The organism is Leucobacter massiliensis (assembly GCF_002982315.1).
In the GTDB taxonomy this organism is placed as follows: Bacteria; Actinomycetota; Actinomycetes; order Actinomycetales; family Microbacteriaceae; genus Leucobacter; species Leucobacter massiliensis.
In genome coordinates this window covers 136,301-153,979 of record NZ_MWZD01000022.1, presented here as the reverse complement: position 1 = coordinate 153,979, position 17,679 = coordinate 136,301, and the positions used below count along the sequence as shown (strand labels likewise).

Annotated in this window: 13 protein-coding genes; 7 read left to right on the top strand and 6 right to left on the bottom strand. The window is 71.5% G+C overall.

The genetic code is table 11. The features are described 5' to 3' along the window. Window positions 1-158: 158 nt before the first annotated feature. Both B4915_RS12900 and B4915_RS12895 read right to left on the bottom strand, forming a co-directional pair. Entirely contained in the window at window positions 159-917 is a 759-nt protein-coding gene (locus tag B4915_RS12900; RefSeq protein ID WP_105806215.1) for a DUF3027 domain-containing protein, read from the bottom strand. Next, window positions 910-1,287, bottom strand: coding sequence for a cold-shock protein (locus B4915_RS12895; RefSeq protein WP_105806214.1), 378 nt, complete (start codon window positions 1,285-1,287; stop codon window positions 910-912). The genes B4915_RS12900 and B4915_RS12895 overlap by 8 nt, the downstream gene beginning before the upstream one ends. Window positions 1,288-1,418: 131 nt before the next feature. Between B4915_RS12895 and B4915_RS12890 the strand changes: the two genes are divergently transcribed. The 5 genes from B4915_RS12890 to B4915_RS12870 all read left to right on the top strand — a co-directional run bounded on the left by B4915_RS12890 (window position 1,419) and on the right by B4915_RS12870 (window position 7,815). After that, window positions 1,419-1,685 carry a hypothetical protein gene (locus B4915_RS12890; RefSeq protein ID WP_245907503.1) on the top strand — a complete coding sequence of 89 codons (267 nt, stop codon included), beginning with the start codon at window positions 1,419-1,421 and terminating at the stop codon, window positions 1,683-1,685. 13 nt (window positions 1,686-1,698) lie between these two features. Further along, on the top strand, window positions 1,699-3,651 hold the full coding sequence (locus B4915_RS12885) for a helicase-associated domain-containing protein (RefSeq protein ID WP_105806212.1): 1,953 nt from the start codon (window positions 1,699-1,701) through the stop codon (window positions 3,649-3,651). Window positions 3,652-3,736: 85 nt separating this feature from the next. Then, entirely contained in the window at window positions 3,737-5,413 is a 1,677-nt protein-coding gene (locus B4915_RS12880) for a DNA repair helicase XPB (RefSeq protein WP_105806211.1), read from the top strand. A 91-nt stretch (window positions 5,414-5,504) separates the two neighbouring features. Next, window positions 5,505-6,206, top strand: a complete 702-nt coding sequence (locus tag B4915_RS12875) for a response regulator transcription factor (protein ID WP_105806210.1) — start codon at window positions 5,505-5,507, stop codon at window positions 6,204-6,206. 1 nt (window position 6,207) lies between these two features. Then, window positions 6,208-7,815 (top strand): sensor histidine kinase, encoded by a 1,608-nt coding sequence (locus B4915_RS12870; protein WP_105806209.1) that lies wholly within the window; start codon window positions 6,208-6,210, stop codon window positions 7,813-7,815. 183 nt (window positions 7,816-7,998) lie between these two features. Here the strand turns inward: B4915_RS12870 and groL are convergent, their stop codons facing one another. From groL to B4915_RS12855, 3 genes are all read right to left on the bottom strand, one after another. Continuing rightward, window positions 7,999-9,621, bottom strand: coding sequence for a chaperonin GroEL (gene groL, locus B4915_RS12865; RefSeq protein WP_105806208.1), 1,623 nt, complete (start codon window positions 9,619-9,621; stop codon window positions 7,999-8,001). Window positions 9,622-9,803: 182 nt separating this feature from the next. Continuing rightward, complete coding sequence (locus B4915_RS12860) at window positions 9,804-10,583, bottom strand: LytR C-terminal domain-containing protein (RefSeq protein ID WP_245907502.1); 780 nt, start codon at window positions 10,581-10,583, stop codon at window positions 9,804-9,806. Window positions 10,584-10,812: 229 nt separating this feature from the next. Then, window positions 10,813-11,979 carry a heme/hemin ABC transporter substrate-binding protein gene (locus tag B4915_RS12855; protein WP_245907501.1) on the bottom strand — a complete coding sequence of 389 codons (1,167 nt, stop codon included), beginning with the start codon at window positions 11,977-11,979 and terminating at the stop codon, window positions 10,813-10,815. A gap of 149 nt (window positions 11,980-12,128) precedes the next feature. On the opposite strand from B4915_RS12855, the gene B4915_RS12850 reads away from it, so the two are divergent. Then, a complete protein-coding gene (locus B4915_RS12850) occupies window positions 12,129-13,205 on the top strand; it encodes a FecCD family ABC transporter permease (RefSeq protein WP_105806206.1) in 1,077 nt (358 codons plus the stop codon). Continuing rightward, complete coding sequence (locus tag B4915_RS12845) at window positions 13,205-14,020, top strand: heme ABC transporter ATP-binding protein (protein WP_219845124.1); 816 nt, start codon at window positions 13,205-13,207, stop codon at window positions 14,018-14,020. The genes B4915_RS12850 and B4915_RS12845 overlap by 1 nt, the downstream gene beginning before the upstream one ends. A 4-nt stretch (window positions 14,021-14,024) precedes the next feature. On the opposite strand, the gene B4915_RS12840 is transcribed toward B4915_RS12845, so the two are convergent. Further along, entirely contained in the window at window positions 14,025-17,513 is a 3,489-nt protein-coding gene (locus B4915_RS12840) for an HtaA domain-containing protein (protein WP_105806204.1), read from the bottom strand. Window positions 17,514-17,679 lie beyond the last annotated feature (166 nt).

Genomic DNA, 17,679 nt, shown 5'->3' with positions numbered 1-17,679 from the left:
GTCATTTTCCAATCGATGTCATTCTGGCGCGCTCGAGAGCGAGCGGCAGCTGCGGGCAGCCTGGCGGCGGAGGCGCTCCGTGTGCGGCGCCACAAGACGCGAGTGCCCCGCGGCCGGAGGGACCGCGGGGCACTCGGTTGAGGCGGGTGTCCCTGCCGCTACTCCTCTTCGGCGCCGGGGGCTTCCTCGGCGTCTTCGTCGGAGGCGTCGTCCTCCTCGGCGTCGTCGGGATCATCGTCCTCGTCGTCGAAGAGCTCGGTGTCGTCGGCCTCGTCCGCCCGATCCTCCGAGTCGTCACCGTCATCGCCTTCAGGGTCGGAGTCCTCGTCGCCCTCGGCATCCGATCCGCCCTCAGCGTCACCCAGCTCGTCCTCGAGCTCGACGCCGTCGATCTCATCGTCGAAGTCGCTGAAGTCGTTCTCCAGGATGTCGTCCTCGTCGAGCCCGTCATCGGCCAGCTCAGCTGCGGCCGCCTCCGCCGCACCGGCCTCGTCTGCGGCCTGCCGCGCCTGCGACTCGCGATACTGAGCGAGGCGCACCGACCAGGGCACCCACTCGGGCGCGACAACGGCCCCAGGACCGGGCAGCAGCTCGACCTCGAGCACATTCACCGGCGAGCCCTCGTCGACCCGCGCGAGCGTGGCGGCCCAGCGCCACCCCGGGTAGCCCGGCAGCCGGCACTCGAAGAACAGGGTGAGCACGTGGTCCTCGTGGACCTCGTGGCCGTCGTCCGCTCCCACGGTGCGAGGATCGGTGATCTCGGCGAGCGCCGAACGTGCCTGATCCCTCGCGGCGAGGAGCGCCTCGTCCGCGGAAGGCGCACCCGAGGGCGCAGAGTCCCCCTCCGCCGAGAGATCCGACCCCTCGTCCGTCACCGCGAGCTCGGCGGCCTCGGCGCTCCCGGAGCGCTCAGACATCGAAGTCGTCCGCGACCCGGCGCAGCATGGTGGCCACCTTGCGCGACTGGGAGCGCTCGGGGTAGTGACCGTGCTTCAACCGGCTCCCGAGCCCGTCGAGCAGCTTGACGAGGTCCTCGATGATCACGGCCATCTCGTCGGCCGACTTGCGGTTGCGCTTCGCCAGCCGCGGCGTGTCGATCACCCGGACCGAGAGCGCCTGCGGACCCTTGCGGCCGTCCGCGACGCTGTACTCCAGGCGCGTGCCGGCCGCGATGTCGGCGCCATCGGGAATCACCGAGGCGTGGAGGTACACCTGAGCTCCGTCATCCCCCTGGATGAACCCGAAGCCGCGGTCCTCGTCGTAGAACCTGACCTTGCCGTTCGGCATGCCTTCGTCCCTCTCCAGCGAGTCGCCCCGCCCGTGTCCATCTGCCGCGAGCCGTTGCGCTCGCATACACCGCCCAGTCTACCTCGCTCCCCTCCGTCCGCCTCTGCGCCACAGCCGATACCATGGCACGGATGCCCACCGAATCCAGACCACCGTCGATCCTCGAAAGGATCCTCGCCTACGCGTCCCTCGCGATCATCGCGACGGCGCTCCTCTCGTTCTTCGCGACCCTCATCGTGGGGCTGAACGATCGCTACGCCATGGCCGAGGGCCTGTGGCCGTTCGTCTACGGGATCTCGCTCATCGGTCTCCCGCTCGGCTTCATCCTGCTGATCGCGCTGCTCATCATCAGCCAGCGCCGCCGGCGCGCGGAGTTCCGCCGCGGCGAGCGGCAGTAACCGCGGCGACACCATGAGCGGGACGCTGGCGCTCGCCTCCGCGATCGCGGAGATGGACCGCAGCGAGCTCGAACGGCTCGTCCGACGCCGGCGACCCCAGGCCCCCGCAGGCGTCGCCGACCCCATCGGCCTCGCCTCCGAGCTGCTCCGCCCGGAAGCGATCCTCCGCGCGCTCACCCCGCTCCGGGGCGAGGCACTCGGCGGGCTCCTTCGCCTCGCACAGGGGGAGATTCGGGACGGTGACGAGACGATCCTCGACGCCCTCCGCGCCGACGGGCTCGTCGGCATCGAGCAGCACCGCCCCGTCGCCCTCCCCGAGGTCACGGAGGCGCTGCACCAGGCCCTCCGGGCGGCCGGCACGGACCCCGACGCGCTCGCCCGCCCCAGACCCGCAGGCGGCACCTCCGACGCCCGCACGATTCGCCCGCCGGAGACGGCGGGCCCCGCCGCTGTCGCAGAGGAGCACACTGCCGCAGGCGCACCGGACGAGGACGAGGGCAGCTGGGTCACCGCAGCGCTCACCGCGGTCGGGCACGCGGCGGAGTGCCTGCGCCTGCTGCGCTCGCGTCCGCTGCGGCTGAACCGCAACGGCTCCGCTGCGGTCGCGGCGGTGCGCGCCCTCGCCGAGAGCATCGGCATCGAGGCCGCGCAGGCGACGCACGCGCTCACCGCGATCGCACGCGCGGGACTCACCGCGCCGGTCGCCACGGCGCTGCTCGTGACGAGCGAAGCGGAGAGCTGGCTCGCCGCCGACCACCGCGGACGCTGGAGCGCACTCGCGGTCGCTGCAAGCTCGGCGATGCCCGAGCCGCTCCGCGACGCACTCGGCGGTTCGAACGCGCTCGCCGCGGCGGCGGCGTCGCTGCCCCGGCGCTACCCGCTGCTTCCCGCCCCCGAGCTCGCCGCGGTCGACGACTTCCTCGCCGATGCCGAATACCTCGGCCTCAGCTCGCGGGGCTCGCTCAGCCGCACCGGCGCCCTGCTGCTGCGCGGGGAGCGAAGCCGCGCCCAGCGTCTCGCCGAGGAGCTGCTGCCGGATCCCGCGCCCGGGGTGTATGTGCAGCCCGACCTCAGCGTCATCGTCCCCGGCCCCCTCGACCCGCGCGACGAGGCCGCGCTCGCCGCGCTCACCGCCCCGGAGCACATCGGCGCCGCATCGACGCGCCGGATCACCGAGGCATCGCTCGCCGAGGCATTCGCCGACGGCACCGCGCCGGAAGAGGCGCGGGCCCTGTTCGCTCGCGTCTCGCTCACCGGGATCCCGCAGCCCCTCGACTACCTGCTGGGCTCGCTCGCCGAACGGGTGGGCGGGCTCGTCGTGAGCGAGTCGCTCGACGGCGGCGGTCGCACCCGCATCCAGGTGGCCCGCCCCGAACTCGCCGACACGCTCGCCGTGGATCGCGCGCTCCAGCATCTCCAGCTGCAGCGCATCGACGACACGACGCTCGCCTCCCGGCTGCGCGTGGATCACGTGCTCACGGCCCTCTCCGACGCGCGCTACCTCGCCTCACGTTCGCAGCCGAGCCGGCCGGCGCCCGCCGAGTCCGGCTCTCCCGACGAGGCCGGCTCCCCCGACGAGGCCGGCACGGCGGCCGACGAAACGGGGCCCCGAGGGGCGAGAGCGCCCGCAGGGGCGGCCGGGCGAGGATCCCCGACCGCCGCGGCGCCGGGCATGAGCCGGGCGGCGGAGCCTCCGCCCCTCCCCGCCGCGCTCGCCGAGCTGGTGGAGCGGGTCCACGCCGCGGCGCGCGCCGAGCCGGGCAGCGGCGACTTCACGCGCCGCCTCGAGCTCGCGATCCGCGACCGGGCAACGGTGCGCGTCACCGCCGAAGCGCGCGGCCGGCTCCACGAGTTCGTTCTCCTGCCCGTCTCGCTCAACGCCGGCAGGCTCCGAGCCAGCGACCCGGCGGCGGGAGTCGAGCGCACCCTCCCCGTGAACCTCATCACCGCGGTCGAACCGGCCTGAGCCGCTCCGCCCCCGCAGGGACCGAGCCGCCTCGCACCGCTCGGCCGCAGCCGGCCCGCAGACGGGCGGCGTAGACTTGACCGCTATGACTCTCGGTCCCCTCATCGTGCAGAGCGACCACACCGTGCTGTTGGAGGTCGGGCACCCCGACGCGGAGGAAGCGCGCCACGAGCTCGCCGTCTTCGCCGAGCTGGAACGCGCGCCCGAGCACATCCACACCTACCGCGTCACCCGGCTCGGGCTGTGGAACGCCCGCGCGGCGGGCCACACCGCCGAGGAGATCCTCGGCACCCTCAACCGCCACGCGAAGTTCCCCGTGCCGACGGGCGTGGCGAGCGAGATCGAGGACACCATGCGCCGCTACGGCCGCCTCACGATCGAGCGGGCCTCGGCAGAGGAGTTCGGCGAGGAACTGGCGGGCGAGCTGATCCTGCGCTGCGACGACCCCGCGATCCTGCGGGAGGTCACCAGCGCGAAGAAGATCGCTCCGCTGCTCGGCAACCGACTCGACGATCGCAGCTATCCCGTCGAGGCGTGGGCCAGGGGCGAGCTCAAACAGCAGCTCGTCGCCCGCGGCTGGCCCGCGGAGGACCTCGCGGGTTACACGCCCGGCGAGCCGTACGACATCGAGCTCGCCGAGTCGGGCTGGCAGCTGCGCGAGTACCAGGCGAAAGCCGTCGAGGCCTTCGTGCGCGGCGGCTCGGGCGTCGTCGTGCTGCCCTGCGGAGCCGGCAAGACCATCGTAGGCGCGGCCTCGATGGCGGCTGTCGGCGCGAAGGCCCTGATCCTCGTCACGAACGCCGTCTCGGCCCGCCAGTGGCGCGACGAGCTGCTGCGCCGGACCTCGCTCACCGAGGACGAGATCGGCGAGTATTCCGGGCAGGTGAAGGAGGTGAAGCCCGTCACCATCGCGACCTACCAGATCCTCACCAGCCGGCGGAAGGGCGCGTACCAGCACCTCTCGCTGCTCGACGCGCAGGACTGGGGCGTGATCGTCTACGACGAGGTGCACCTGCTGCCCGCTCCCGTCTTCAAGCTCACCGCCGAGCTGCAGGCGCGCCGCCGCCTCGGGCTCACCGCGACGCTCGTGCGGGAGGACGGCCGCGAGGGTGACGTGTTCAGCCTCATCGGCCCGAAGCGCTACGACGCGGCCTGGAAGGACATCGAGGCGCAGGGCTTCATCGCCCCGGCCGCCTGCTTCGAGGTGCGGATCGCGCTCAGCGACTCCGAGCGCATGGAGTACGCCGTCGCCGAGGATCAGGATCGCTATCGCATCGCCTCCTCGACGCTCGCGAAGCAAGCGGTCGCGCGCAGGATCATCGAGCGTCACCCAGGCGAGAGCGTGCTCGTCATCGGGCAGTACATCGACCAGCTGGAGGCGATGGCGGAGGCCCTGGGCGCTCCGCTCATCACCGGCCAGACGCCGGTGGACGAGCGGGAGCGGCTGTTCCAGGCCTTCCGCGACGGGGAGGAGCGGATCCTCGTCGTCTCCAAGGTCGCGAACTTCTCGGTGGACCTGCCCGATGCCTCCGTCGCGATCCAGATCTCGGGCTCCTTCGGCTCCCGCCAGGAGGAGGCGCAGCGCCTCGGCCGCTTGCTGCGCCCCAAGGCGGACGGGCTCACCGCGTCGTTCTACACGCTCATCGCGCGCGACACCGTGGACCAGGATTTCGCGCAGAACCGGCAGCGCTTCCTCGCGGAGCAGGGCTACAGCTACACGATCATGGACGCCGACGAGCTCGCGGGCTCCCCGAGTCACTGAGCCGGCCGGACTCGGGCGTCGCCGCCCCGACCGTCTGCACCCCGTCCAGCATTGTCAGCCACTTCATAGCGAACTATCAGATGCTGGGGGCATGACACCACAGCACAAGGGACCCAGGATCCTCATCGTCGATGACGAGCCGAACATCCGCGAGCTGCTCAGCACCAGCCTGCGCTTCGCCGGCTTCGGCGTCCGCGCCGTCGCCAACGGCGCCCAGACCATCTCCGCCGTCCTCGAGGAAGAACCCGATCTCATCATCCTCGACGTCATGCTCCCCGACATGAACGGCTTCAGCGTGACCAAGCGCCTGCGCTCGGCCGGCTACACCGCCCCCATCATCTTCCTCACCGCGAAGGACGACACCGAGGACAAGGTCGAAGGGCTCACCGTCGGCGGCGACGACTACGTCACCAAGCCCTTCAGCCTCGACGAGATCATCGCCCGCATCAAGGCGGTGCTGCGCCGCACCATCCAGGAGGACGAGGAGTCGGTGCTGACGGTCGGCCCCATCACCATGGACCAGGACACGCACGAGGTCTCCGTCGAGGGCAGCGCCGTCGAGCTCTCCCCCACCGAGTTCAAGCTGCTGCGCTATCTCATGCAGAACGCCAACCGCGTGCTGTCGAAGGCGCAGATCCTCGATCACGTGTGGGAGTACGACTTCAACGGCGACGCCGGGATCGTGGAATCGTACATCTCCTACCTGCGGCGCAAGCTCGACCCGCTGACCGAGGAGTCCCTCATCCAGACCAAGCGCGGCTTCGGGTACATGCTGAAGACCGAAACGAAGTAGGGTGTCCCGTCTCGCCGATCGCTGGACCGATGTCTCGCTGCGCGCGAAGATCACCGGCGTCACGGTGTTCATCCTGTTCCTCGGGTTGATCGTGGCGGGGGTCGGCACCATGGCGCTGCTGCGGCCGACCCTCATCAACCAGCAGACCACCGAGCTGGAGCAGCTGCGCAGCGATCCGAGCCCGGCCCTCGCCCCCAACGCCGACCTCGGCCGGCTCACCGCCAACGACGTGCTCTTCGCCAACCGCGAGTACTACGTCGCGATCCTCGACGCCGACGGCACGCTCATCCGCGACAACCGCTTCGTCGGGGCGAACGAGGCCACCGAGCGCGCCCTCCCCGAGCTGCCCGCCCAGCCGCTCACCCTCGACGTGGTCGCAGAGCACCAGCGCAGCGGCGACTTCATCACACTGCGCAGCCCCAGCGGCACGGAGTGGCGCGCCATCCTCCTCGAGATCCGGGACAACAACGTTCCCAGCGGCTCGCTGCTGATCGCCAGCTCCACCTCGTACATCACGCAGACGATCGCCAACTACGTCGTCATCTTCACCGCATTCGGCATCGCCGTGATCCTGCTCGGCGCCGCTCTCACCCGCCTGCTCGTCACCGCCACGATGCTGCCCCTCGCGGAGGTCGAGAAGACCGCGCTCGAGATCTCCCGCGGTGACTACTCCAAGCGGATCATGGTGACGAGCCCGCACACCGAGGTCGGTCACCTGGGCGAATCACTCAACGTCATGCTCGACCGCCTCGACGGATCCCTCGAGGACCGTGCCCGCACCATCGAGCGGATGCGGCGCTTCATCGGCGACGCCAGCCATGAGCTCCGCACCCCGCTCGTCTCGGTCCGCGGTTACGCCGAGCTCTACCGCATGGGCGCGCTGCAGGATCAGGAGCAGATCGCGCAGGCGATGGAGCGGATCGAGAAGGAATCGATCCGCATGACCTCCCTCGTCGAGGATCTGCTGGCCCTCGCCAGGCTCGACGAGCGCCGTCCCCTCGAACTCGCCCCGCTCCCCCTCAACCGGCTCGCCCACGACGCCGCCCTCGACGCCCGCGCGCAGGCCCCCGAGCGGGAGGTCACGGTGGTCGAGGACCCCAGCGGACCCGAGGTCGTCGGAGACGAGCACAAGGTGCGGCAGCTCATGACCAACCTCATCGGAAACGCCATGCGCCACACCCCGGCCGGAAGCCCCATCGAGATCGTGGTGTCCGCTGGGACGGCGCAGCCCGAAGGCGCCCCCGGCTCCTCCGAGACGCCGCACGGCCCCGCCGAGACGCCCCGCCCGGGCGGCACGTCCGGGGCGACCACCCGCCCGGTGCCGCCGGAGACCCCGATGGCACGCTTCGACATCGTCGATCACGGCGAGGGCGTGCCCGAGCAGATCCGCGACAAGATCTTCGGGCGGTTCTGGCGCGCCGACACCTCGCGCAACCGGGAGACCGGCGGCTCCGGACTCGGCCTCGCCATCGTGAAATCGATCGTCGATGCGCACGGCGGCCGCGTCAGCGTGCACGAGACCCCGGGTGGCGGAGCGACCTTCCGCGTCGAGCTCCCCGCCGCCGGCCCGACCGACGACACCGTCCCGGTCCCCCGGCTTCGCCCCTGAAGCATCCGCTCGCGCACCGGCGCGATCGGGGGTTGCGGCCCGGACGCATGCATCGCGGAGCCGGCGCCCCCGGGGTGCGCACGCGCCTCTCCCCGCGTGCGCGGGCGGCGGTGCGGAGCGCCGCAGACGCAGCAGGGGGGCCGCACCTGACGGTGCGGCCCCCCTGAGGTCATCCGGTTCGGACTAGAAGTCCATGCCACCGGTCGGATCGCCGGCCGGCGCAGCCGAGGCGGGCTCCGGCTTGTCGGCGACCACGGCCTCCGTGGTGAGGAAGAGGCCGGCGATCGACGCGGCGTTCTGCAGCGCCGAGCGGGTCACCTTGGCGGGATCGAGGATGCCCTGCGCGGCGAGGTCGCCGTACTCGCCCGTCGCGGCGTTCAGGCCGTGACCGAGGGGCAGGTTCGCGACGCGGTCGGCCACGACGCCCGGCTCGAGCCCGGCGTTGAGCGCGATCTGACGCAGCGGAGCCTCAACGGCGGCCTGCACGATCTTCGCGCCCACGGCCTCGTCACCCGCGAGGTCGAGCGAGTCGAAGACGTCCTTGCCGGCCTGGATCAGCGCGACGCCGCCACCGGGCAGCACACCCTCCTCGACGGCGGCCTTCGCGTTGCGCACCGCGTCCTCGATGCGGTGCTTGCGCTCCTTCAGCTCGACCTCCGTCGCAGCGCCGGCCTTGATCACGGCGACGCCGCCGGCGAGCTTCGCGAGACGCTCCTGGAGCTTCTCGCGATCGTAGTCGCTGTCGGTCGTGTCGATCTCGCGGCGGATCTGCTGCACGCGGCCCTGGATCTGCTCCTCATCGCCACCGCCCTGGACGATCGTGGTCTCGTCCTTGGTGATGATGACCTTGCGCGCGGTGCCCAGCATGTCGAGCGTCGCGTTCTCCAGCTTGAGGCCGACCTCCTCGGAGATCACCGTGCCGCCGGTGAGGATCGCGATGTCCTGCAGCATCGCCTTGCGACGGTCGCCGAAGCCGGGAGCCTTGACGGCGGCCGACTTGAAGATGCCCCGGATCTTGTTGAGCACGAGGGTCGCGAGCGCCTCGCCCTCCACGTCCTCGGCGATGATGAGGAGCTGCTTGCCCGACTGGATCACCGGATCGACGACGGGGAGCAGGTCCTTGATGTTCGAGACCTTGCTGTTCACGATGAGGATGTAGGGATCCTCGAAGACCGCCTCCTGGCGATCGGCGTCGGTGACGAAGTACGCCGAGAGGTAGCCCTTGTCGAAGCGCATGCCCTCGGTCAGCTCGAGCTCGGTGCCGAAGGTGTTCGACTCCTCGACGGTGACGACGCCCTCCTTGCCGACCTTGTCGATCGCCTCGGCGATGAGCTGGCCGATCTGCTCGTCAGCGGCGGAGATCGACGCGGTGGCCGCGATCTCGTCCGTGGTCTCGATCTCCTTGGCGTTCTCGAGGAGCTTCGCCGAGACGGCGGCGACCGCCTTCTCGATGCCCTTCTTGATCGCGATGGGGTCGCTGCCGGCGGCGACATTGCGCAGGCCCTCGCGCACCAGCGCCTGGGCGAGCACCGTCGCGGTCGTGGTGCCGTCACCCGCGACGTCGTCGGTCTTCTTCGCGACCTCCTTGACGAGCTCGGCGCCGATCTTCTCGTAGGGATCCTCGAGCTCGATCTCCTTCGCGATGGAGACGCCGTCGTTGGTGATCGTGGGGGCGCCCCACTTCTTCTCCAGCACCACGTTGCGACCGCGCGGGCCGAGCGTGACCTTCACGGCGTCGGCGAGGGTGTTGAGACCCCGCTCCAGCCCGCGACGCGCTTCCTCATCAAACGCAATGATCTTTGCCATGTAGTTCGCCCCTCCTGGAGGTATCGGTGGTGTTGATCTCCGTGCCGGCGCCAGGCGCCGGATCACGGATATTGGCACTCAGTCGAATCGACTGCTAACACCAATCTTGGCACTCAGGCATCACGAGTGCAAGCAGATTCGCTCGCGAAGAGCGAACACGGCCCGCGTCCCCGACGCCGGCCTCAGCCCGCGGGGATCGTCGCAGGATCGGTCGGCTGACCCGTCGCGGGATCGACGGGCCACCCCGTCGCCGGATCGATCGGCCACCCCGTCGCCGGATCCGTCTGCGCAGCCTCGCCGTCCGCTTCACCGCCCGCCGGGGCCTCGTCACTCTCCGGCGCGTCCGATCCCTCCGGGGAGCCGTCGCCGCCCTGCTGCGCCTCCTCCAAGCCGGGTCCCGCGTAGTCGGCTCCGAGCAGCACGACCAGTTGCACCCCGTAGTCGGCGTAGTCCTCCGTCACGTAGGTGGAGAGTCCCCCCAGCTTCGCCGCGAGACCCTCCGCAGCGGCCTCGTCGGCGGGATCCGCGTAGAACACCGCCGAGATCGACACATCCGAGGATGCGGCCGCCCCCGAGAAGCGAATCTGCCCCCACTGCTCGGAGGTGATGATCCCGTCGACCGTCGCCGCCAGATCCGGGGTCTCCGTCCCGTTCAGCACCGCGACCGTCGCATCGGGGTTCAGCTCCGCCTGCACGCGGGCCGGCGCCGCCGACTCGCCGTCCCCCCGGCCGAGCGGCAGCGCATCCGCGCCGCCCATTCCCTGGACGACCACGATTCCGAGCGTCGTCAGCAGGGCGAAACCGAGCAGCCCGGCCACCAGGTACTGCCACACGTACCGTGGGCGAGCAGTGATGCGATGAGCCCCCACACGACCACTCGGCTCCACGCGATCGAAGCGATCCTCCGGGAAGTCGCCACGCGACCCACGGCGCTCAGCAGCCTGCTCGCTCGTCTGCGTCACGCTCATCTCCCTCTTGCTCGCCGGCGCAACCACCCCCAGGGCGGCATTCCACAAGCGTACAACGGCACGCCTGCCAAGAAGATGACAGGGAGAGCCGGGCGCGAGGGCGCGCCCGGCACCGGACCGCGCGACGCTGCGCGTCGCCTACAGCGAGTCTTCCTCCGTGCTGCGCACGTCAGCCGGGCGCGAGGGCGCGCCCGGCACGGGACCGCGCGACGCTGCGCGTCGCTCAGAGCGAGTCCGGTGCATACACGGCGCGGGCGAGGCCGTCGATGACGTCGGGGATGCGCGTGCCGCCCGCGAACAGCACATCGTCGTCGACGTCGATGATGCGCCTGTGCTGGCCCGCCGTCGTCAGCGCGATGCTCGGCTGAGCGGCGAGCAGGCCGTCCACGCCGCCCGCGCTCTCAAGGCCCTTGCTCATGACGAGGATGATGTCGGGGTCCATGCCGATGAGCGCCTCCTCCGTCATCGGCTTCTCCCCCTCCCAGCCGATCTCCTCCGCTGCGTCGACCGCGCCGATCGAGCGGATGAGGCTGTCCACCCCGCTTCCCTCCCCGAAGAGGTAGAAGATCCCCGCGGTCCCCCGCACGTAGAGGAACGCCACCCGCGGACGCTTCGACTCCTCGGCGGGCAGCAGGGTCCGCACCTCCGCCTCCGTGTCGGCAATGGCCTGCTGCAGCCTGTCGATGAGGGCCGGGGCCGCCGAGCCGACGCCCAGCGCATCGGCCACCTGCTGCGCCGTGACGTAGCTCGACTCGGCGTCGATCGCGCGATCCACCGTGACGACCGGGATGCCCGCGTCGCGCAGCTGCAGCACCACGTCGGTAGGACCGATGCTGCCGTCCGTGATGATCAGCGAGGGATCGAGCGCCAGCACCCCCTCCGCATCGACCGAGTGCCCGTCACGGGTCACCACCGGAATGTCCTCGCTGCCCGGGAAATTCGTCGAGATATCGCGGCCGACGATGTTCCCCGACATTCCGAAGGCGTGGACCAGCTCGCCGACGGAGCCGCTGAGCGACAGCGGCACCACCCGGGAGACGTCCGACACGGTCACCTCGGCCTCGCCGCCACGATCGTGCGACACGACGGTGACGGGGAGCTCCGGATCCGGGGCGGAATCCAGGGGCGGGATGCTGGGGCCGCCGACCACGGCCGTGGTGGGGCCCTCGTAGGCGGTGGGGTCTTCGAGCGGGGTGAGCTCGCTCAGCGGCGGCAGTTCGACGGACGTCGCAGCGTCCGGTGCGCCCCCCGAGGCACCGGTCTGGCAGCCCGCCAAGCCGAGCGCGGCGAAGGCGAGCACGGCGAGGGCCGTGCCCCTGCGCCACCTCCCCCGAGTCGTGGCCGGCGACACCGAAACCGTGTCGCGCTCTCCCGCTCCGCCCAGTGCCACAGTGCGAACTCCCTCATCTGATGAATGACCATGCTTAGCCTAACCCAACGAAGGTAGGATGATTCTGGACTTCGAAGATCCAGCACCTCGCCGCGCCGCACGGGCTCCTGGCCCGCCGGCGCGTCCGCATGAAGGCGACCGCATCACGCATGAGCTCTCCCCCGGCAACCGTGTCACCCGCTGTGGCGCACCGCACCACGACGAAGACCGCGCTCTTCGTCGCGCTCGCGCTCGCGCTCATCGCGTCCGTCATCGTCTCGGCAGGCACAGGGCAGCTCGGCGTGCCGCCGCAGGAGGTGCTGGGTTCGCTGCTGCACCGGATCGGCATCGACTGGCTGCCGCTCCCGGCGCACCCCGCGGGTGACGCCACGCTGTGGGCGATCCGGTTCCCCCGCGTGGCGATGGCCGCGCTCGTGGGGGCCGGCCTCTCGGTGGCGGGTCTGCTGATGCAGGCGATCTTCGGGAACCCGCTCGCGGAGCCCGGCGTGATCGGCATCTCCTCGGGCGCAGCCGTCGGCGCGGGCCTCGCGATCGTCTTCGGGCTGACCGTGTTCGGCGAGTGGACCACCGCCGTGTTCGCCTTCGCCGCTGGCCTCGGCGCGACGCTGCTCGTCTACGCCATGAGCCGCGCCGACGGCCGCACCGAGGTCGTCACGCTCGTGCTCACCGGCATCGCGGTGAACGCGATCGCGGGCGCCGCGATCGCACTCCTCACCTTCCTCGGAGACACGCAGTCGCGGGAGCAGATCGTGTTCTGGCAGCTGGGAAGCCTCGCCGGGAGCCGTTGGACGCAGGTGCTCATCGTCGCGCCCGTCGTCGCCTTCGGGCTGCTGGCTGCGTACTTCGCCGCCCGCAAACTGGACCTGCTCTCGCTCGGCGAGCGCAACGCCCGTCATCTGGGCGTCAACGTCGAGGTGCTGCGCATCGCCATGATCTTCGTCGTCGCGCTGCTCACCGGGGCGGCCGTCGCCTTCGCAGGGATCATCTCCTTCGTGGGGCTCGTGATCCCGCACCTCATGCGCATGGTGCTCGGCCCGGCGCACCTGCCGCTGGTCACCGCGTCCGCTCTCGGCGGGGCGCTGCTCCTCACCCTCGCCGACCTCGCGGCGCGCACGATCGTACCCAACGCCGATATGCCCATCGGCATGCTCACCGCCCTGGTCGGCGGGCCGTTCTTCTTCTGGCTGCTCCGCCGCACCCGCAAGCGCTCCGGGGGGTGGGGATGATGGCCGCCCGGCACTTCACGCTGCCCGAGCGGCCCGAGCCCGGGACGGTGGTCTGCGCCGCGGAGTCGGTGGTGCTCGCGCGCGGCGGGCGCAGGCTGCTCGACGACGTCTCGCTGGAGCTCAAGGCCGGTGAGGTGCTCGCGCTGCTCGGACCGAACGGCGCCGGCAAGTCGACGCTGCTGAACCTGCTCTCGGGCGACACTCCGCCCGACAGCGGACGCATCATCTTCGCGGGTCGCGACATCGCGGAGTGGTCACTGCCCGAGCTCGCCCGGCGACGCGGCGTGCTGCTGCAGGACAACCAGCTCATGTTCCCCTTCACCGTACACCAGGTCGTCGAGATGGGCCGTGCGCCGTGGCGCCGCACCCCGCTCGAGGAGGAGGACAATGAGGCGATCGCGGAGTCGATCCGCGTGGCCGACGTGGCCCACCTGGGCAACCGGAGGGTGCCGTCGCTCTCGGGCGGTGAGCGCGCCCGGGCAGCCTTCGCGCGCGTCATCGCCGGACGCACCGGCGTGCTGATGCTCGACGAGCCCACGGCTGCCCTCGACCTGGGACACCAGGAGGCGGTGCTGGGCATCGCCCGGGATCGCGCCCGCGCCGGCGACGCCGTGCTCGTCGTGCTGCACGACCTGAACCTCGCGAGCGCCTTCGCCGACCGCATCGCGCTGCTGCGCGAAGGGCGGATCGTGGCGTGCGACAGCCCCGGCCGGGTGCTCACCGCGGAGATCGTGAGCGCGGTCTATCGCACCCCCGTCGAGGTGATCCCCCACCCGGTGACCGGCGCCGGCATCGTGCTCCCGCTCCGCAGCTGAGCGGTCACCCCTCGGCGGGCTCCCTGCCGTCGCCCGAGCGCCCCGCCATGCCTCGGCGCGCGAGGAGCACCGCACCTCCTGCGAGGAGCAGCATGCCAGCAGCTCCGGCCGCGAGCAGGCCGCCCGGCTCCGAACCGGTGGCCGCGAGCCCGTCCGCCCGCGGATCCGAGCCGCCGCCAGCCGCCGCGCCGGAACCGCCGCCGGCCGCCGCGTCCGCGGCCGCGGATCCGCCGTCGCTCCCGGCCGCAGTGCCGTCTCCGGTTGTGTCGCCCGCGGGATCCGCTCCGCCCGGGGAGCCGGGCCCCTCGACCACCTGCTCGGCGGAGCTGAAATCGACGAGGATCGCGCTCGGGGCCTTCTTCGCGTCGAAGGTGCTGCCGGAGGTGTACCAGTAGGAGGACAGGCCGGTCGCCAGCTGGAAGTCCACGAAGGGCTGCGGCCAGGACCCCCACCCCTCGACGTCGCGCAACTGGGGCGCGTGCCCGTCGGGGATGCGCGCCTCCACACCTGCGTAGTGCGGTTCCACGGTGAAGCCGTTGAGGACGTCGACCCGCACTCCGGAGAACTCCGCGACGGTGGCGTCCTTCACGGGATCCAGTGGCGTCTTCGCGGCCGGGTTCGACATGTCGCCGGCGTAGCCGGCCAGCTCCGCCGACAGCCGCCCGTCGCCCGCGGGATCGACGGTGAGCACCGGATCGGTCAGCGTGAAGGGGACCAGGCCGCCGTACATGTTCACGGAGAACGACCCATTCCAGCGCACCGTCGCCGATCCGTCGGGCATCAGGCGCGCTTCGCCGCCGCCGAGGGTGACGAGCTGCCGCGAAGCTGCGGCGACGAAGGCCGAGCGGCTCGCGTAGGAGGCGTCCGTGCGACTGCCGTCCGCCGCGACGTGCTGGATGCGCACCGTGCCTGAGGCGGCCCGGTAGCTCGCCTCGGATCCATCGGAGACGCCGGCGCTGAAGTGGTTCGCCCCGCCATAGGGCGGCCGCGCCTGCATCTCCTCACTGAACTCCCACTCGAAGCCGACGCCGGTGAAGCGCAGCCCCTCGGGCGGGATTTCGCTCCGCGGCCGCACCGTCAGGGTCACTTCCTCGGAGACGTTCTCGCCGACCTCGTTCGACAGCACCGATCGGAAGATCGCACCGTCCAGCTCCTGTGATGCGTGCACCCGGAGCTTGTGCCCCGCGGGCTCGAGCTCCGCATCCGCCTCGATCGCGGTCCACGCACCGTCGACGAGGCGCTCCCACCGCTGCTCGCCCGTGACGTCCTCCGTCATCGGCGCCGAGAACGTGGCGCGATCCCCCGCGTAGACGGTGAGGCTCACCGGCTGCGCCTCGAAGCGCGGCGCGCTGGCGACGCTGACCGCAGCAGCCTCGCTGACGACCCGTCCGGCGGCGTTCGCGGCCACCGCGCGGTACTCGGCACCGTCGAGTTCGAGGCCGAGCTCGGGACGGTACTCGGTGCCGGTCGCGCCCTCGACGTTCTGGAACCGCGACTGCCCGGGTAGCTTCCGCTGCCACTGCACTTCCGCGTCGGCCTCCGGGGTGACGACGACCGAGAGATCGGCGGGGGCGCTCAGCGCGCCCTGGGTCAGCACCACCGAGGCCGGCTGCGGGTGCGCGGAGATCGTGGGGCTGAGGCCCGCGAAGTCGTATCTGCGGAGGGTGATCGTCCCATCGTCTGCGGCGTGCGCCGAGGTGAGCAGCGCGTGGTCCGGGAGGACGACGAAGACCGCGGTCCGGGTGAGGGCATTCGGCACTTCGAGCTCGGAGACGGTGCGATGCCCGGAGAGCACCTGAGCGGTCCCGGTGGCGGGGCTCAGTGCGTAGTCGAATCCGAGCGCGGGATCGGCGGCCACGGCGGTGCCGGAGCCCGCCCGGGTGTCACTGGGCGACACCGTCTCGGAGGAGGCGACGGTGTCGCCCTCGAGCACGAGATACTGGATCACGTCGACCCCCGGCGCCGAGTGGGCCAGGAGCCCGCCATCGGCACCGCGGGCGATGCCGGTGAAGGCCTGCGCGGCGACTCCCGGCTTCTCCGCCACCGTCCCGGGGAGATGCCGCGCGGTCCAGCGGGTGGCGTCTTCGGAGCGGGCGAGCCGCACGAGCGGTCGCGGCGCCGTGGCACCCGCGAGATCCTGGTAGCTGCCGCCGGGCGCGAGGACGAGGCTGCCGTCGCCCTGCACGACGAGCCCCCGGTCGTTGCGGTCGGTGGCGGAGCCGTTGCCGAAGAAGGTCCGTGCACGTGCGGCGCTGCCCTGCAGTGTCTCGGGTGGAAGCTCCACCGCGTAGGGGGTGTGCTCCCAGCCGGAGTCAGTGGGCCGGTAGCCGTGCAGCACGTGGCCGGTGGTGAAGTCGACGCCGGGGTCGCGCAGCAGCGTCGACCACAGCAGCTCGGAGCCGGTCCACGCCAGCACGCCCCCGGCGAGCGGCCAGGAGGTGATCCCGGCGCCCCCGGCGACGCTGTCGACGGCCTCGACGCTGAAGCCGTCGCCTGTCCAGCGGGCCGCATGCAGGGTCACTGTCCGTTGTTCGTCGACCGTATCGCCGACCATGAAGAAGGTGGTGTTGGCGATGGGATCGAAGGCGGTGCGCAGGTACTGCGTGGATCCGGCGGCGAACTCCGTGGCGGCGCGCTCCTCGAGGGTCACCGGGTCGAGGGCGCGGAACACGGTCCGCGCACGGCCCGCCACGTCGGTGCCGAGGAATTCGGTGACGAAGAGGATCGGCTCCGACTCGGACAGGCGCACGGCCGGCGCGGCGGCGCTGCTCGCGGTAGGCTGCGAGGTCCATTCTGCTCCGGGCGTGAAGGCGGGGACGCCCTGCGGACTCCAGCGCTCGGCGAGGTCGGGCTTGCCGCCCGGACCGGTGTAGCGGATCGAGACCGGATCAATGGGGGTGCCCGCCCCGTAGAGGATGCCGCCGGAGGCCGCGGGGATCCGGTCCCAGCTCGTGACGCCGTCACGGGTCTCGGGGGTGACGTCGAAGATGTCGAGCACGCCGAAGACCGCGTCCTCCTGGCGCGTGATCGGACCCGTGGGGTCGTCCTGCGGGCGTCCGGAGTAGGTGCCGCGCACGAGCTGCTGTTCGGGCCCGATCTCGACTCGCAGCTCCTCGAACCGCGAATCGAGCTGGCAGAAGCCGTCACCGCAGTATCCAGTGAAGTGCAGCGACCCTGCGAGCTCGAGGATCAGCGTGCCGGTCTCCGGCTCGAAGCTGCCCCGCTCCACGGGGAAGGCGAAGAGCCCGTCCTCCGTCCACTCGACGCCGCCGGCGAGCTCGGTGCCGTCCGCTCCCATGTAGTCGCGCCAGGACTCTTTGAAGCCCCAGATCACCGAGCCCTCGGTGATCGACACGCCGGTGCCCTCGTCGGCGAGGGCCGCCGGTGCGGACACGGCGGGCGCGACCAGGAGCGAAGCGGCGAGAGCGAGGGCGGCTGCGAGGCGGGGCAGACGCGGACGGGGGCGGTGGTGCTGGGAGGTCGGTGTGCGCATCGGCGGTCACGGTTCCGTTCGGGGTGCGGGCCGGGGACCGGCTCTTTTTAACTACTCCCGGGCCCCCCGAACCGGGGCGGGGTCGGGATGCCGCCTTTTCTTTGAAAGAAGGGGTGGTGGGCCGCGGTCGCGGCGGGACCGGGCGGGCCGGGACGGCGTGTGCGCC